This window comes from Bradyrhizobium sp. LB8.2, from assembly GCF_040548035.1.
In the GTDB taxonomy this organism is placed as follows: Bacteria; Pseudomonadota; Alphaproteobacteria; order Rhizobiales; family Xanthobacteraceae; genus Bradyrhizobium.
Map to the genome: position 1 here is coordinate 49,082 of NZ_JBEPQV010000021.1, position 14,658 is coordinate 63,739.

Here is a 14,658-nt window from a genome sequence, read left to right on the forward strand (position 1 = left end):
CAGACTACGGCGCAGCGATGCAACGGGCCGCGTACCAGTTGTTTTCAGCAAGCGTGCGAAGCATGTCGTCAGTGATCGAAACTGAGCAAATGGCGTCCAAAAGCCGACTTGAGCCGAGGACCGCTCCTGAGAACGTTACGCTGAATATCTTTTGCTCCACCACGAGTTTCAGAAAATCTATGTCCGACACAAAGTCGGCCCCCTGCTGGCAGCTAATTTGCGTGCTCACTTTGGGGATGCAGTCTTTCACTCGCGGGGAGAACGTCACCATGTGGCTCACGGCTCCGCCGCCATCCACGACGAAGGGATGCGCGGTTTCCTTTATGTCGAGAGACAACTCGGTGTCTCGCCGAGTTATCGTTGCGAATGAGAGCCAATATTCCTCGATCTTGCGGTCGCCAAGTTTGATCGTGGCTGTCACGTCTCGAAGGATAGCATTCCGCCCTGGTTCCGCATTGTTGGTGAAGCTCAGTTGGCCGGCAATACGGGTGGCCGTCACTCCGTTAGGAAATCTATCAAAGAATAAGTAGAGCGTATCTGGGGGGTATATGATCGGGTTCGAGCCCTTAGCGAACTGCCAGAGTTGATATGAGAGAGTGGAGAGTGACAGGACGAAGGCAGTGGCGGCGAGCAGATCGGTGCGCCTAACGATAACCAACCCTAATACTGAAAACCATTTTTCTGGAACGGAAGTCTTCTCAGAAGGCTTTCTGCTCATCGAGTGACCGGCCCCATCGGCGGTGCGTTTGGAAGACCCGGCCCCACGTTGTAAGCCGGGGAAACACGATCTGCGGGGACGCCATTCGGGTAGTTTGCCTTGCAGACCTCGTAGTCTGGCAAGTGTTTTAGTGCCGGTACGCTTTCGGCCCGCAGTAGAAGCCTTCCGCACTGTTCAATTAGCGGTGCGAAGTGGGTGGACCCCGCTGGCGACAGGGGGCTTGCTTGTGGCGACATGGGGGCCGCTTGCGAAGTTAGGGGAGCGGTGGGCCGAGTTGCCGCGGGAGGAATAGCCCGAGCGCCCGCGTCCGGGGCATTGACCTGAGAGAAGGCTGGTTTAGCCAACACCACAGTCGCCAACAGCGCTGCGGCCAAATTTAGTGGGGCCAGACGGACCATAATAATCTCCGCACAAGCAATAGGTGGAGCATAATACACGCCGAAATAGGAAGAACCAGCGTGCTATTTTGGCCGAAAGTTCGCGACGTTCTGAAGGCATCGAATAGTTTGCTTTCGTCCGCGCACGGTCACAAGTCGCCGATCACGGCTAAGGTGGAGACTTCCGCTTGGCGTCGGTAAGCCGACGTTTATGAGTACACGTCCTAGCTCCGCGGCTTCCGACGTGGCTTTCCCGCCGGGTTCCTCAACAGCGGGCGCATGACGTCGATGCTGGTGATGCTGTTTTCAAATCCGGGTGGCAGCGGCATCTCTTCGGGCGCGGCACCGTTGCAGGCCGGGCAGGGGTCGCCGGCGCCGCCGCAGCCGCAGGCCTTTGGCCCATCCCAGGGGCGGTCGGGATGGTTCTCGCAAACCCAGTGGGTGCCGTCACAGCGGGCGCAGGTCACGGTCGGTCCTTCTATCAGTGGGTCGTGGGCTCTTCCTCGATCTCCTGGCCGTGCAGATGGTCGAGCACGTCGCCGAGGTCGCGCATGTCCAGCATCTTGCCGCAGATCGTGCAGCGGATGAAGTGGTCGCGCTCGCTTTCCGGCGCAGGGCCTTCCGGCTTACCCTCTCGGAACATCATGCTCGCCCTTCAGCGGCAACGTGAGCTGTTTGTCGAAGCGCCTGGTCGCGTTGGCGCTTATGAAGCCTTCCATGGCCGCGGAAAGATCCCCATCACTGTCGACCGCGCGCTGGGCCAGCGCGTCGGCGACGTCGGAAGTCGCGTCGCGCGACCATCCTTCGATCGCGTTGAAGCACACGATCCGGACGGGATAAACGTACTGGCCGGAGAGGAGGCCTTGCAGCACAGTTTCAAAATCGGTGTCCTCTTCGTCCGTCTCGCGCCAGGCGCAGCCGGCACGCGCGCCGAAGTCTTCAAGGACAAGGTAGATGTCGCGGTCGAGGCGATCAGCCGGTACGATCGAGGGCGAGGAACGCATACGCTTACTCCGATACTAGGATAGCGGAGACACGGCCCCGACTTCAGGGGGCTCTTGAGGGTGGCCGGGGCCGCTCCGCCAGCTCGGGCGGTGAGCCGGCGCGGATTCAAGCAGATGCCCCTTATGGGGTTCCTTTGCCGGTCAACAAATCCCCGCCCTGGGACAGCACCCGCACATAAGTCCCGCTTTCGTGCAGATCAAGCCAGCCCTTTTCGACGGCATGCCGGATACCGGCACCGAATTCCGTACCGTTTCCCTTGAGCGTGAAGAGAAACGGATAGTTGATTTTCTCAATGTGGATCCTGCCGTCCTGGACCGGCTCGATGCTGGCTGCGAGCTCAACCAGCTTGCGCGCTGCAGCTTCTGGGTCAGCGAAAGGGCGCTGTTCGGCGAATTTTATCATCGGCTGATTGTCACCGTTCCTCGTTCGGATGTACCCACTTGTACGGCGTAATGCTCTGGCTTTCGGTCAGCTTTATCATATGGACTCCGGGCGCATGGCGACCCTTGCGGCACGACCGGCATTTGAGCGAAGCCTCCAGCTTCCAGATCGGTGTTTCTGGAGGCCGCCGGATTGCATTAAGTGGCAGGCTCGCACGCGTCTTACATCTGTTGCACTCAACTTCCAGCCAGCCCATCCGGCCGTTGAGGCATTGAGCAATGGTCGGAGACGGTTGCGCCGGCCCCCCGTATCCTTCCATCCGCACCGACCACGCCTCTGCCTCAGCCCGGTCCGCCTCACGAATGGCGTGCTTAGCGCGCTCGCGCGCCCCCTCGGCGCGGATCTTCGCGCCCATGATCTGGCCGCCCCAGATGACCTCTCTCGACTTGGTGCTCATGCCGGAGGATTCCTCCGCGCGCGCTCAATCGCAAGCCGCTAGGTTTTGTAGCTTCGACGGACGGGAATGCCACCTGTTCGTCAAGCAAGACTTTGGAAAGCCCGCATTCGGCCCGGCCAGAGACAATTCGCGGCGCGTAGCGCTGCCTGCTCGATCAGCGCGAGGGCCCGACAAGTAAGCGCCGCTCTATAAAAGCGTGGACAACTGATAGCCGATACCCAGCGGTGATATACTCGTGAAGCGATTCTCTGAGTCGCACCACAACCTAAAAGGAACGCCACTATGGGTAAGAATGAGAAAACCGGCAAAGGTGTCGGCAGCATTGCTTCAAAGGGTCTACAGAAGCCCGGCTCCCTGACGAACAAAGAAATCAAAACACTCTCGGCCTCTGCGCTCACGCAGCGTCCGGACCATAAGAAGCCTACAGGGCGGAAGTAAGCTTTTCGATTTTGGTTATTGCTACGGTGGGGATCGTAAAAAGTCCCGACGCCTGATCCCAATCCTCCGCGCCGTTACTTGCACTCAAGTTCGGCGCGAGGACTTTTGTTTGCTCATCGTCCTGCACTAGGAAGCCAACGGACACGCACTTGTGCGCGCTGCGGGCCTGCACCTCGGAAAGCCACTGCCAACCGGGGATAGGCTGACCACTATCAACCCATTCGATTCTAACTAGCTCAGGCATGTACCTATCTCTCTAGAATTTCAAACTGAGACGACCGACGTCTTCCCATCCTGCTCATTTCTTTTTTCCGCGCTTCGCCAGCCTGACGCCGGCCCCGCCGCCGTTCTCCGGTATGAACTCGACGCCGGCTGTTTCTAAGGCGGCCTTGATCTTGGTAAGCGTCTCTAGCCGCGTCTTCAGCTCCCCATCCATCAACTCAAGTCGCTTGATTGTCTCAAGGGAAACGTCCGCCGCTTCTGCAAGGTCTGCTTGGCTTAAGCGAAGCAGCGCTCGCGCACCGCGGATCTGATCAGATGATATCAATTTGCACCTGTGGGGTAAATAATTACACCTGAGGTGTTGACACCTGAGGTGCCCTAACTTACACTTTTAGTGCAAATCAAATCAAGCCCTGAGACGACCGATGAAGAACAGCAACACCATTCGGGTGAACGGCGGAGCTTTGCCTGTGATTACCCTCACCATCGCGAACCTCACAGACCAACAGGCGGACCAGATCAACAGCACCGCAGCCGCTATCTGCCGTGCGGCTTTGCACGCAACGGCCGGTATCAAGCCGCGCCATCCCCATGCCGGCGTTCTATCGAAAATCATGATCGAAGCCCACGCCCGCGCGAAGGCGGACTATGCCGACGAGCTTTCGTGTCGCGGTCGCGCCCACCACGTGAACCGCCCCTACAGCTATTACCTCGGGCTCCAGATGCGCAGCGGCTTTGCTGAGGCGCGCGTGGCGCGCACTGGTATGGCACCGGCCTTCGAACTGCCCCCGCAGCGTTGGGCATGAGGAGGGCCGGACCATGCTCGCACCTTCCAATCAAGCCGCACTCGTCAAGGTCCCCGCGCGCCACCTTCTACGTGGAGACGTGACCGGCTCCGGAGAAGTCGTGCTCAGCGTCAGTGCTGGCGCTCGCACCCCGCGCGGCATGGTCGACGTTCTCTTGCAGAAGGGCGAGCGCAAGCGCGCGGCTATCTGGAGTGCCAGAACCATTGTCGGCGTACGCCGCGGCGGTCCGGCTCCCGCAGAAGTCGCCGCTCCCGACACCGAAATTCCGCTGTCGGATCGGCTGCCCACGTTTCATGAATTGGCATCGTTCGATGCCGGCAGGGCTTGGGATCGGCTTTCGCTCGAGCAGCAGCGCGCAATCGGAATGCTCGCGCTTAGGTTCGGTACAGTCGGCCAATGCGAGGGCTACTTCCACGAGACCATCGAGGGCGTCCGCAGCGGCTTTTCATCGAGCCATTGGACGCCCCAGGTGCAAGCCACAGCGGTGTGGCCGCGCCTGCATATCGATCTGGTCGAAAGCGCAGCGCGCGCGGCGTTTGAAGCGCTCTGCGAACACTTCGACCCCCTTTGGCCCCAACTGTTCGGTTGGCAAGCCCGAAAGGAGGTGAAGTAACCGGCCTGCCTATATAGACGCGAACGGCCGGGCGAGGGCGGAACCATACCGCTCGGCTGCAAGCGAGTAGTTGCGTTCATAACCCCTCACATTGCGAGAGACGACATGAGCAACGCGGTATCCACCGCGCGGCAACGGGGACGTGCGCCCGCGACAAGCGAGCAGAACGTCACCTCAACCGCGCTTCATCCTATCTATGGCATCACAGGCTCGAATGGCGCGGGACTCGAGCGCTATCCTGTTTCCGTTCTTGCCCTTCTGCACGCAAAGGCGATGCGGCTTTCCACTGTGTTCATTAACGAACGGGGCGGGGACGAAGCGAGCAACAGCGCCCACTATGACGCGCTCTACAATGCTCAATGGGACACGCTCAATGCAGCTCTCGCGGCCGATTTGAACAATGGCCGCGACGTTGCCACTGTCTTGGGAATGATCGCAAGCCAAGCTCAGGATAGCGGCGACCTCGAATGGCTTAAGATCGATGATCTCAAACAGCTTGCTTGTCGCGCGGAAAAAGCGACTGCGCCTGTCCTGCCCACAAAGGCTACCACAGCCTTACAACGTGGCCGCAAGCTCACCGCGTTTGGACTGATCCACCGCTACCAAGCATTCCTGATCCAGGAACTAGAGACGATTGGTTGGCACGTCTACGGGGCGCGGGACTATCCCCTTTTCTACAGACCATTTGACAGCGCGGTTAATACTCGCTGCCGAACGCCTGATGGACGAGGGCGCTCACCGATTTTCTTCAATACAGCGAAGCTGAAAAGCCGCGCCAGCGCGGTGCTGCGCTCCCTCAAGATCGATACCGTTAAGGGGGGCGACACGCCATGACGGTAAGCACAATCATCCCGGACGCAGGCCGCGCAGAAAACATTCGCTTGCAGGCGGAGCGGAGGAGCGCGGCCCTCGTCACGCTCCGCAACCTTCGCAACCAGGCGCGGGCTGAAATCGAGCGGCTGATAGCCTTTCTCGATGCCAGCGAAATAGACCCGGATTTAGAACCGGCTCTTGGCTTTCCTGAAGCAAATATCAGTGTGAGCGGCGGCGGCTTCTACGGTCCATCCTACACGTCGCAAGGCAACCAGACCCGCGGCGCTGGCACTACAGACGACCGGGAGGCTGACAATAGCGACCTTGAACCGTCGCTGTGCGGCGTGACGGCGGATGGCTTCCGCGTCAATGCGCATTGCCGATTGACCGGCGCAATGGCCGTCGACGACGGAGAGCAGGAGGCAGAGGACGAGCCGAGCCTTGGTTCCGTCGATACCGACAATCAAGAGCGATGGGCGGCCGGCAAAGCCAACGATACCGAATGGCAATGCGACGACGAAGGCGCGCACGACGAGCTCGAGCTTTCTCTTGGATGGACTGTGGACGGCTGCCGCGGCGGCTTTAGCAATGAGGAGGTTCTATGATTACGCGTCGCTTAGCTCTTTTCAGAATCGCCAAGGCCTCCACCGTCGCCGCAGCCGTCGCAGCGCCGCCCGTGATTGCGGTTCTCCAGCCGAAAGTCGCGGAAGATCCTGCACTGGTGCGCCTCGGCCAGAAAGTCATGAGGTTGGATACCGTCTGCCAACACCGTAAGCGCGCCAAAGAAGCGGCCCGAAAAGCTTATGATGCCACCGCGCCGGAGTTGCCAGCCGCTCTCTTGGTGACGAGTTACAGCGAGGACTTCGTGCAGTGGGAGCGCGAAACCGACCCTGACGGCGAACCGGTTTACCCTGAGGGCCATTTCCCGCAGCGCCGCTACCACACCAGCAGCTATCTGGCCCAGGAGTTGAGAAGCTGGGTCGATGTCGAGGGCCTCGATGATGAAGAGCGCGGAATGGAGCTCGAAATCTTCGAGTATCTGCAGGATCGATTGCCGATAGCTGATCGGTATGAGCGTGGCATCGAGTCAGCGCTGGAGCGGTCAGACTATCGCAAGGCCTCCGGTGCGCACTTCCTCGCCTGCCACGCGCTCGAAAAACTCGTTGGCCGCATTGCCAAGCTTTCGGCTCTGACGCCGGAAGGTATCACGATCAAGGCGCAGGCCTATGACGCGTGGATTAGGTCTGGAGATGAGCGGGCAAGGCAGTTTGCGTCCATCAGCCTCGGCCCCGGCATTGCCGGGGACATCTGCCGCGTCCTGTCTGAGAAGGACGAAGCATGAGCACCCAAACGACCGCGGATCCACTCAAGGCCGGCGCTCGCTTCGTACCTGTCAATTGGCCGCTTGACGAGGCGATAGAGTTTCATCGGGTAGCCGATGGCCAACACCAAGAATGGTTCGCACTCCAAACCATTCTCTTTGCCGCAACTCCCACCGTCGATGACCTGCGCCGGCAGCTCAACTACGTGTCTGTTCTTCCGCTCGCTGTTTGGGCTTGGCCTGGGCGAGACGCTGAGACGACACGAGAGACGTGGTTACGCGGCATCACACGGTGCCTGACGTGGATTGTCAGTGAGGCCGCGGCGGGGCCCCAGCCGACTCAAGTGCTGTCCGCGTTGAATGAGAAATCCTGATGGCTGAGCGCGTCCACGCGCCGCCGCGATTCAGGATTCGTCTCGGCGAGGCGCAATTCGCGCTTTGAGCGAAGGAAGACCAAATGACAAAGAACAGGCTAACCGACCTGAACGACCATCTCTACGCGCAATTGGAACGGCTTGGAAACGAGGATCTAAGTTCCGAGCAAATCGAAACCGAGGCAAAGCGCAGTAACGCGGTTGTAGCAGTTGCTGACCAGATCCTGCGCCACGCCACGCTGCAGGTTCAGGCCGCAAAGATCCTCTCCGATCACGGTATTGACCCAACGTCGCATCTGCCGCAGGTCGAAGTCAACGCGCTAAACCGCCCGCAATTGCGAACCATCACCGCAACGAGGTCCTAATGCCACACTATGATCCGAAGTGGCGCACGATGGCGCCTGGCATGCCGCAACGGTTGGTGAAGCTATTCGAGCGGCGGATGAAGACGAAGGGTGAGACCATTAAGGACCTTACCGAGCCAAGTCGTGGGACTTATGTTGTTCCGATGTCGCGCTTTCGGGTTCACTGCGGCCTTCAGCCGGTATGGGCAAAGCAGGTAGCGATGCTCAACAAGGTGAACGTCAGTCGCAAAAAACGCGACAATAGCGGAATGAGACAGCGCACGCAGGAGTATTGTTATAAGGGCCTGCATCGCATGATAGGAGACAATCTGATCATCATCAATGCCATCGGACACCGTCGTTGTAGGATATGCGCTGACGCTGCAAGCGCAGGTCGTCCAATGCCACCGCAGAAGGTCGAGGAGATCAAGGCAGCCGCAGTGGCGGGAGCTACGTTTCAACAGATGTGTAATGGTATTCCAGCTGGTGGCGGCAAGCGGGACCGTTCGTTGATCATCACGACGTCGAAGAAATTGCAACGACAGCGGAAGCTCGATCCTGAGTTCGATGCGTTCGTGTCGAAGCACTTCGAGGCCAATGGCTTTATAGGGCAGCTCCTTCGTCACAACAGAGACGCGTCCGAAGAGATGAAGACGGCGCTGCGTCTGATCGGGAAGATCAGGCACAAAGTCAAGGCATCGGGCGCGCAACTGCCTCGCCTTCACGAGCAACGCTCAAGGAGCCGACGATGAGCGTGCGTTTGCGATCACGTTGCTGAACAACATGGGCTCTCTTCCCTTGGAGGGAGCCCGGCCTAGGCGCAGTATCACCGCTGCGAAGCGAGGAAAGACCCGCCGGTTCACGCTGGCGGGCCTATCACTTCGGATTAAAGGAGCGACATCCTTGCCACGAGCTAACGGCATATACACGCTGGAGTGCATTCAATTTTTTGTTCGCCGTAGAGATGAACTAAAATCGGCTGTACCGCACTAACCAAATATTGGTCTTGGGGACGGTAGCCATGAAGCCAATTCAGCGCGGTCCAGCAGAGCAATCAGCGAAACAACCTCCCGATAGGCCCGGCTTCCGGACGGCCGTTATTGTAGCCGCGATCGGTCTGGCCGGAGTTTTGGGGGCCGCGCTCATCAACAATTGGGTATCGATCACTGCCCCAACAAAAGTTGATCGGCCGAAGTCGGCAGAGGCCACATCCATCAACCAAGGTGCGAATTCGGTAAACACTTCCAACAACAACAATTCTACGGTCAACCAAGGTGCGAATTCTACGAACAATTCCAATAACAGCAATTCCACCGTCACCAATATCACTAACACCGAGAAAGTGATGGCTCCGAAAGCCATGTCTTTGACGGCTTGCCTGCCTCAGCTCGCACTCCTTCCTCCTGAGATGCGAGATTCGCTCGAGGAGAGCGCCCTTAAGGATCCTAATTCTCTGGCCATTGCGTTGCAGACCTCGACGATGAACGGAAACGTGGCATGCGTGCAAGGCCTCTTGCAAGCCGGCGCCCCACCTAACGGACGAGGGAGGCCGATGGGTGAACGAACTCGCGAAATGACCCCGTTGGTGGCAGCCATTCAGGCGCGCAGCTTGGATGTGATGAAAGTGCTAATTGCCGGGGGAGCTAACCCAAATCTGAATGCCAACGCTCTTGATGGCTCACCTGGCGATTCGCCGGTTGCCGTGGCGTCACTCATTTCAGTTGATGCCGTGCGGCTGCTACTCGCAAACGGAGCAAACGCAAACTCGCCTAACAAGGGTGGAGATTCTGCACTGCATATTGCGGTACGCAGCGGCGACGCAGAAATGGTTCGGGAGTTGATGAGACACGGCGCGAGAGTTGACGCTAAAGCGGACAATGGCAGAACGCCATTAGACTACGCGAAGGAAAGTCACGCTGAGCTCCTTCCCATACTTACCGCAAAATGAGCATCTGTCTGGGTAACCGATCCCGCAAACACCTATCGGAGAAAGGGTTCAGCGCTCATGGACAGCGGCTGCCCCCAAAGCAGCTTATCGATAACCGCCGCCATTAGAACAATAGACGCGTGGGCAGTGAGGTGCACTGTATCGTTCGAGGTAAGATCGGCAGCCGTTGGTCCAATCCTCGTCAAACATCCCCGATGGTCGCAGAAAGCATCCCAAGCCGAGATGAATTCAGCTCCAACCGGTTCTAGCCTCGACCGCATGGCGGCATCCTGCCAATTCAGGGAAACTCCTATGTTCGATCTCTCTGGGATCAATTCCTGATGTCGTAAATAATACAAAATAGCCTCCTGAGGGAGACCACGACGCCAGACAGGTACCGGACCGAGGACCACTATACGGGCGTGAGTGCGCTGTTTCAGGGCCGCCACAATGCCGGCAATGCCATCGAAGTTTAGACCCCAGTAGGCATGCAGCAGCACAATCTCCGGGTCCATCTTCACCGCGATTTCGAGCACTCGTGCATTGTTTTCACGGCAATTCGCAGGGCCGTTCAGATCGGGCACGCAAGAGCTAGCAGTAAATTGAGCAACGCCAAATTCACGCATCTCTTGGGCGCGGCGCAGTCCTGGCAGGAGAGCGCCGGCAGTCGAATCGCCCCATAGCAAAACCATCGGATGTTTACCGCGATCGACGCACGTTTCCGCGTAATCCGTTCTTTGGCTTAAATCGAGAAGGCATTCACCAACCCGCGAACCAGCACCATCCGTCCGAACGGAAGCTATCGCCCGCACCTGCGGAGGCAACCGCGCCTCGAAACCGTTCCAATGAATCACAATTATGCCAGCGACCGCCATTGCCGCCATGCCTGCGATCAAGCCCCGCGTCTTAAATGGCTGGCCGCTGCCAAACCGGATGGGCAATTCAATCAGCCGATAGGTCGCCCACGCCAGTAACAGGCTGAGACAGATGATCAAGCCCCGCTCGATTTCTGTGAGCGAGTTAGTCTTGATCAGCGCAAAGTAGACGAGCAGCGGCCAATGCCAGAGGTAGTTCGGATAGCTGATCAACCCGATCCGCACCATTGGCCGGCTGGAAAGGATGTAGCGGCAACCCCACGCCCCAGGGGCGGAAAGCATAAGCATCGTGCCGACGACCGGCAGCGCTGCCCTCCAGCCCGGGAATAGAACAGTGCTATCGAATATTGCGACTGCCAGACCGATCAACAATGCGCCCGCTAATGCACGAGCGTCGTGCCATCGCCCTTCTCTCGCCTCACGCCAGCCGAAGGCAAGCGCGGCGCCAGCGAACAGTTCGAAAGCGCGAGTGAAGGGCAGATAGAAGGCGGCGACGGGATGCTGGCTGGTGAGCGCCAAACTCAACGCGAACGAAGCCAAGCCAAGGAGCAATGACGCTCGAAACAGGTTTGCGCCGAGCCGCGCAGATAGCATCAAGGCCAACGGCCAGAAAAGGTAGAACTGCTCCTCGATGCCGAGCGACCACAGATGCAGAAGAGGTTTCTTTGCAGATTCCACATCGAAGTAACCGGACTGCAGCATGAGGGCGATGTTCGCCGAGAAGGCCGCACTAGCGACCGTATCGATGCCTAGTTGCTCGTAGGCGTCGGGAAGCATCCACCCGTAACCAAGGATCAGGACGACCAGGAGCACGACTAAAAGCGCCGGAAATATTCGACGGGCGCGCCTACCGTAAAAGCCGATCAGATCGAAATGACCACGGCGAATATCCCGATCGATAATGCCCGTGATCAGGTAGCCGGATATGACAAAGAAGATATCAACGCCAATAAACCCGCCGGGAAGGATAGAGGGAAAGGCGTGGTATAGGACGACCAGCGAGACCGCGACGGCGCGGAGGCCATCAACGTGTGGTCTATATATATTTTCCTGATTGCCCATGCCCCTGCGCCCAACGGGCGCCTCCAGAAACATCGAGCAATAAAGCGGAACACGAGTAGGCGCAACTTTCGAGCGAGCATTTCGGCGCCAGCGCGTCCTTTAAAGTAGCCCCGCTCCCGCATGTTCCTTGAAAAGCTCTGCCTCCTGGATGTAGCCGCGAAGGGTATCGACAGATTTGTGGCGGCTCACGTCCATCATGCGGAAGATGGACTTGCCGGCCGCCGCCGCCGAAGTCAGGAAGCCGCGGCGCAGTGAGTGGCCCGAAAAAAGCCTTTCATCGAGCCCGGCTCGAGCCGCGTAGGCCTTCACAAGGTTGGCAACCGACCGGTCGGTAAGGCGGTCGACGCTTACCGTCCCCGCCTTGTTGATCGGGCGGAACACCGCGCCCGCTTCAATACCAGCCAGGTCGAGCCATTCGCGTAAGGCGACGACGGGACAGGCCTCGGCGGATCCCCGGGCCACGGCGATGGTGACGCCCTCGGCGTCCTGGTCGGTCTTGGACTTGGCAATGAGCACAAGCAGGCCTTCGGCGGTCTCCTCGATCTGCTCGACGTCGAGCGCGACGAGCTCGGAGCGGCGGAAGGCACCGCCAAACCCCAATAGAAGCAGCGCGCGGTCGCGCTTGCCGGCTATTGTGGCGGGGCACACGGCAACCATGGCTTTGATCCGGGATGTGACAGCCGGCGCCTTCTTTACCTTGGCGGCACCGATGGTGCGCCGGATGCCGCGCAGCGTGGCCTTCACGGCCTCGGAGTCGGTAGGCGTTGGTAGGGATGCCAGTTTGTGTGCGTAACGGATGGCAGCGAGGCGCCGCCCGAGCGTGGAAGCCTTCGCGCCCTCTGCCGCGCCGTGCGCCAGATAGGCCGCCACGGTCTCAGGCAGTGCCGGTAACACGCCTGCTGACTTCCCCTCGCACCAGGCGCCGAATAACCGGAAATCGGTTTCATAGGCCTTACGCGTTGCGGGTGCCTTCTCGGCTTTTGCGTACGCGACGGCGGCAGCAAGTTCGGGAGCAAGGGCGGCCGGGACGTGGGCCGGATCGGCAAGCACAGGAAGCGTGGTCATTTCTTGAGTTCCATTACTTCCGAGAAGAAGAGTTATCGGAACCTATCTGATATCGTGCTATCACGCAAGCACAGAGCTGCCTTTTGATTGTTTGATTTCATTTCAGCGGTTCACCCTGTTGATGCCCTGTATCATCAGGCGATGTCGAGCTAGGCTCGATACCCCCACCCAACCGCGTCAGCAGCCGCCCAGCGGTGTCTTAGCTGGCACACAAGAGCTCAACGCCATGCCCCGCAAGAAAGCCGGCCGTCTTGCGTCCCGGGACCCTGGGGCGTTTAAAGCGCTACTTGTCAGAATGAACCCGGAAGGTTGGCGAGCGCTGAGGATCTTGGCCGCGGAGTCCGATGCGACGTTGAACGCGCTCGCAATCGAGGCCTTCAATGATTTGTTGCGCAAGAGGGGTAAGCGGCCGGTTGTGGCAAACCCGCTGCTCGATGACGATTAGAGAACGGCAGTATTTTATCGCCTACACCGCTGACCCAGCACGGCTTTCAAGAGCTGACTCCCCGGGGGCCGAGCTACCATTTCCTACCATTACACCTTGCCATTTGTTGCCAAGCACCCGGCGCGCGTACTGCGCAGAAATTACGCCAGAGGCGCAGGCACACAGGCGACATCGCCTTTGCCTGTCACTTTATTCACATACTAGAAACAAAGAGAAGCTTCGTTGCACGACGTCTGCTTTTACGACTCTCAATGTGCCAGAGGCGTATTCGTCGAGCGCGGGAATGTTGTCATTACTTGTCATGCCGAGGTTCACATTTGCTCACTCAGATCCTCGCGCGCGCGCGTATTGGTCTCGAAACTACGCCATCGGCGGACGTGGCATTTTTCAAATTGTCAGTGCTCTGGTCGACCTGACATTTCCTGACACGAAAGGCCCATTGCTCTGAACGGGCAGGCCTTTGATTTCCTTTACCAAAGAGATTTTACCCCACCCCCGTCCCGAGCGTGCGGGGATGCTTTCATTTGCTTTAGTTTTGTTCTGATTTGCTCTGGTGGAGGGGCTGGCAAATATCTGCGCGAAAGATCGAGTTTCGGCCATACGATCAACCGGCTAGCATGCTCGGGTTGGCTTTGATTTCGGTTGATTAAATTCAAACCGCCGGTGGCGCTCTACCCGTTCATTTCCGTTCAAGCGCGCCGATCACCGCTTGCGGGTTCAGGTGGATCAATCGAAGCAGAACCAGCGCGGGCCCGGTTGGCTTCCTGCGACCCTGCTCCCAATTGCGAAGCGTCTTCACCGGAACGCCGATGGCGTCCGCGAACGTCTGTTGCGTCTGCCCTATCCCGGAGGACGCGCGAATGGCCTGCACATTGAACATTTGCGGCGCGGGCCTTTTGGGGGATGACATAATTGCGCCGCTGGCGCTCTTGAAATGGTCATCCATGGCTTGATCCCTCTCACGGTTTAAAACCTCGCTTGGCGAAGTCTCTGAAATGGGCATACGGGCTGCACGAGGCTTGCCATGCACATGCGGCACTGCGCGTTTGCTCGAGCCTGGCTTTCGTCAAGCACTCCAAGGTCAGGGCTAAGACGGCCGCGCCCTCTGCACTGGTGGTGAGCCTCGGCAAATTGCTCTTGAGCATCCGAGCGTCAAAATCCGACGCCGCCTTTCGATGGTAGGGGGCGGAGGACGTCAATTCGTCGATGATGGCGCTATAAGTCTCGATGACGCCGGCATTCGCTCGCACCGTGACGCCGCGTTCTGCCAGCCAGGCCCTAACCGCGCTCGGCTCCTCTGACTGAACCAGCCTAGCGAACTCGCGCAGGCGTGCGGGCGACCACGCGGCAAAGGCGACGGGGATTCCATCGCCAAGCTTTAGACGGTTGATCACATCGGCCGGCATCGGTGCGGG

The 14,658-nt window shown here is 58.9% G+C and carries 20 protein-coding genes; 9 read left to right on the top strand and 11 right to left on the bottom strand.

Annotated features, from left to right (window positions below):
• Window positions 1-4: 4 nt before the first annotated feature.
• The 7 genes from ABIB06_RS23915 to ABIB06_RS23945 form a co-directional block, all read right to left on the bottom strand.
• Window positions 5-718, bottom strand: a complete 714-nt coding sequence (locus tag ABIB06_RS23915; RefSeq protein ID WP_354125644.1) for a hypothetical protein — start codon at window positions 716-718, stop codon at window positions 5-7.
• An 858-nt stretch (window positions 719-1,576) separates the two neighbouring features.
• A complete protein-coding gene (locus ABIB06_RS23920; RefSeq protein ID WP_354125645.1) occupies window positions 1,577-1,741 on the bottom strand; it encodes a hypothetical protein in 165 nt (54 codons plus the stop codon).
• Window positions 1,722-2,099: a hypothetical protein gene (locus ABIB06_RS23925; RefSeq protein WP_354125647.1), complete on the bottom strand. Its 378-nt coding sequence runs from the start codon at window positions 2,097-2,099 to the stop codon at window positions 1,722-1,724. The genes ABIB06_RS23920 and ABIB06_RS23925 overlap by 20 nt, the downstream gene beginning before the upstream one ends.
• Window positions 2,100-2,220: 121 nt before the next feature.
• Entirely contained in the window at window positions 2,221-2,502 is a 282-nt protein-coding gene (locus tag ABIB06_RS23930) for a hypothetical protein (protein WP_354125648.1), read from the bottom strand.
• 10 nt (window positions 2,503-2,512) lie between these two features.
• Window positions 2,513-2,938, bottom strand: a complete 426-nt coding sequence (locus tag ABIB06_RS23935) for a hypothetical protein (protein WP_354125649.1) — start codon at window positions 2,936-2,938, stop codon at window positions 2,513-2,515.
• 421 nt (window positions 2,939-3,359) lie between these two features.
• Entirely contained in the window at window positions 3,360-3,620 is a 261-nt protein-coding gene (locus ABIB06_RS23940; protein ID WP_354125650.1) for a hypothetical protein, read from the bottom strand.
• Window positions 3,621-3,674: 54 nt separating this feature from the next.
• A complete protein-coding gene (locus tag ABIB06_RS23945) occupies window positions 3,675-3,923 on the bottom strand; it encodes a helix-turn-helix domain-containing protein (protein WP_354125651.1) in 249 nt (82 codons plus the stop codon).
• Window positions 3,924-4,023: 100 nt separating this feature from the next.
• Here ABIB06_RS23945 and ABIB06_RS23950 point away from each other — a divergent pair, with 100 nt between their 5' ends.
• The 8 genes from ABIB06_RS23950 (at window position 4,024) to ABIB06_RS23985 (ending at window position 9,817) form a co-directional block, all read left to right on the top strand.
• Window positions 4,024-4,404: a hypothetical protein gene (locus tag ABIB06_RS23950; RefSeq protein WP_354125652.1), complete on the top strand. Its 381-nt coding sequence runs from the start codon at window positions 4,024-4,026 to the stop codon at window positions 4,402-4,404.
• Between the two features lie 154 nt (window positions 4,405-4,558).
• The gene (locus ABIB06_RS23955; RefSeq protein WP_354125653.1) at window positions 4,559-5,017 is read left to right on the top strand and encodes a hypothetical protein; all 459 of its coding nucleotides are present in this window, start codon (window positions 4,559-4,561) and stop codon (window positions 5,015-5,017) included.
• Between the two features lie 105 nt (window positions 5,018-5,122).
• Complete coding sequence (locus tag ABIB06_RS23960) at window positions 5,123-5,851, top strand: hypothetical protein (protein ID WP_354125654.1); 729 nt, start codon at window positions 5,123-5,125, stop codon at window positions 5,849-5,851.
• A complete protein-coding gene (locus ABIB06_RS23965) occupies window positions 5,848-6,435 on the top strand; it encodes a hypothetical protein (protein WP_354125655.1) in 588 nt (195 codons plus the stop codon). The genes ABIB06_RS23960 and ABIB06_RS23965 overlap by 4 nt, the downstream gene beginning before the upstream one ends.
• Complete coding sequence (locus ABIB06_RS23970) at window positions 6,432-7,172, top strand: hypothetical protein (protein ID WP_354125656.1); 741 nt, start codon at window positions 6,432-6,434, stop codon at window positions 7,170-7,172. Before ABIB06_RS23965 ends, ABIB06_RS23970 begins: the two co-directional genes overlap by 4 nt.
• Before the next feature lie 436 nt (window positions 7,173-7,608).
• Window positions 7,609-7,890: a hypothetical protein gene (locus tag ABIB06_RS23975; protein ID WP_354125657.1), complete on the top strand. Its 282-nt coding sequence runs from the start codon at window positions 7,609-7,611 to the stop codon at window positions 7,888-7,890.
• On the top strand, window positions 7,890-8,621 hold the full coding sequence (locus ABIB06_RS23980) for a hypothetical protein (protein WP_354125658.1): 732 nt from the start codon (window positions 7,890-7,892) through the stop codon (window positions 8,619-8,621). The genes ABIB06_RS23975 and ABIB06_RS23980 overlap by 1 nt, the downstream gene beginning before the upstream one ends.
• 269 nt (window positions 8,622-8,890) lie before the next feature.
• Window positions 8,891-9,817 carry an ankyrin repeat domain-containing protein gene (locus tag ABIB06_RS23985; RefSeq protein ID WP_354125659.1) on the top strand — a complete coding sequence of 309 codons (927 nt, stop codon included), beginning with the start codon at window positions 8,891-8,893 and terminating at the stop codon, window positions 9,815-9,817.
• Between the two features lie 32 nt (window positions 9,818-9,849).
• On the opposite strand, the gene ABIB06_RS23990 is transcribed toward ABIB06_RS23985, so the two are convergent.
• The gene (locus ABIB06_RS23990; protein ID WP_354125660.1) at window positions 9,850-11,733 is read right to left on the bottom strand and encodes an acyltransferase family protein; all 1,884 of its coding nucleotides are present in this window, start codon (window positions 11,731-11,733) and stop codon (window positions 9,850-9,852) included.
• Between the two features lie 99 nt (window positions 11,734-11,832).
• Window positions 11,833-12,798, bottom strand: a complete 966-nt coding sequence (locus ABIB06_RS23995; protein WP_354125661.1) for a site-specific integrase — start codon at window positions 12,796-12,798, stop codon at window positions 11,833-11,835.
• A gap of 295 nt (window positions 12,799-13,093) precedes the next feature.
• On the opposite strand from ABIB06_RS23995, the gene ABIB06_RS24000 reads away from it, so the two are divergent.
• Window positions 13,094-13,243 carry a ribbon-helix-helix domain-containing protein gene (locus ABIB06_RS24000; protein WP_354125676.1) on the top strand — a complete coding sequence of 50 codons (150 nt, stop codon included), beginning with the start codon at window positions 13,094-13,096 and terminating at the stop codon, window positions 13,241-13,243.
• 679 nt (window positions 13,244-13,922) lie between these two features.
• Here ABIB06_RS24000 and ABIB06_RS24005 read toward each other — a convergent pair.
• Together ABIB06_RS24005 and ABIB06_RS24010 are read right to left on the bottom strand one after the other, a co-directional pair.
• Window positions 13,923-14,189 carry a helix-turn-helix domain-containing protein gene (locus ABIB06_RS24005; RefSeq protein ID WP_354125662.1) on the bottom strand — a complete coding sequence of 89 codons (267 nt, stop codon included), beginning with the start codon at window positions 14,187-14,189 and terminating at the stop codon, window positions 13,923-13,925.
• Between the two features lie 13 nt (window positions 14,190-14,202).
• A complete protein-coding gene (locus tag ABIB06_RS24010; protein ID WP_354125663.1) occupies window positions 14,203-14,649 on the bottom strand; it encodes a hypothetical protein in 447 nt (148 codons plus the stop codon).
• Window positions 14,650-14,658: the final 9 nt, after the last annotated feature.

Bases quoted from the DNA above. Each gene is read 5' to 3' on its own strand.
- ABIB06_RS24000 (WP_354125676.1), top strand. From the start codon at position 13,094: ATGAACCCGGAAGGTTGGCGAGCGCTGAGGATCTTGGCCGCGGAGTCC.
- ABIB06_RS23915 (WP_354125644.1), bottom strand. From the start codon at position 718: ATGAGCAGAAAGCCTTCTGAGAAGACTTCCGTTCCAGAAAAATGGTTT.
- ABIB06_RS24010 (WP_354125663.1), bottom strand. From the start codon at position 14,649: ATGCCGGCCGATGTGATCAACCGTCTAAAGCTTGGCGATGGAATCCCC.
- ABIB06_RS23975 (WP_354125657.1), top strand. From the start codon at position 7,609: ATGACAAAGAACAGGCTAACCGACCTGAACGACCATCTCTACGCGCAA.
- ABIB06_RS23985 (WP_354125659.1), top strand. From the start codon at position 8,891: ATGAAGCCAATTCAGCGCGGTCCAGCAGAGCAATCAGCGAAACAACCT.
- ABIB06_RS24005 (WP_354125662.1), bottom strand. From the start codon at position 14,189: ATGGATGACCATTTCAAGAGCGCCAGCGGCGCAATTATGTCATCCCCC.
- ABIB06_RS23960 (WP_354125654.1), top strand. From the start codon at position 5,123: ATGAGCAACGCGGTATCCACCGCGCGGCAACGGGGACGTGCGCCCGCG.
- ABIB06_RS23970 (WP_354125656.1), top strand. From the start codon at position 6,432: ATGATTACGCGTCGCTTAGCTCTTTTCAGAATCGCCAAGGCCTCCACC.
- ABIB06_RS23920 (WP_354125645.1), bottom strand. From the start codon at position 1,741: ATGATGTTCCGAGAGGGTAAGCCGGAAGGCCCTGCGCCGGAAAGCGAG.
- ABIB06_RS23935 (WP_354125649.1), bottom strand. From the start codon at position 2,938: ATGAGCACCAAGTCGAGAGAGGTCATCTGGGGCGGCCAGATCATGGGC.
- ABIB06_RS23925 (WP_354125647.1), bottom strand. From the start codon at position 2,099: ATGCGTTCCTCGCCCTCGATCGTACCGGCTGATCGCCTCGACCGCGAC.
- ABIB06_RS23930 (WP_354125648.1), bottom strand. From the start codon at position 2,502: ATGATAAAATTCGCCGAACAGCGCCCTTTCGCTGACCCAGAAGCTGCA.
- ABIB06_RS23990 (WP_354125660.1), bottom strand. From the start codon at position 11,733: ATGGGCAATCAGGAAAATATATATAGACCACACGTTGATGGCCTCCGC.
- ABIB06_RS23950 (WP_354125652.1), top strand. From the start codon at position 4,024: ATGAAGAACAGCAACACCATTCGGGTGAACGGCGGAGCTTTGCCTGTG.
- ABIB06_RS23965 (WP_354125655.1), top strand. From the start codon at position 5,848: ATGACGGTAAGCACAATCATCCCGGACGCAGGCCGCGCAGAAAACATT.
- ABIB06_RS23940 (WP_354125650.1), bottom strand. From the start codon at position 3,620: ATGCCTGAGCTAGTTAGAATCGAATGGGTTGATAGTGGTCAGCCTATC.
- ABIB06_RS23980 (WP_354125658.1), top strand. From the start codon at position 7,890: ATGCCACACTATGATCCGAAGTGGCGCACGATGGCGCCTGGCATGCCG.
- ABIB06_RS23995 (WP_354125661.1), bottom strand. From the start codon at position 12,798: ATGACCACGCTTCCTGTGCTTGCCGATCCGGCCCACGTCCCGGCCGCC.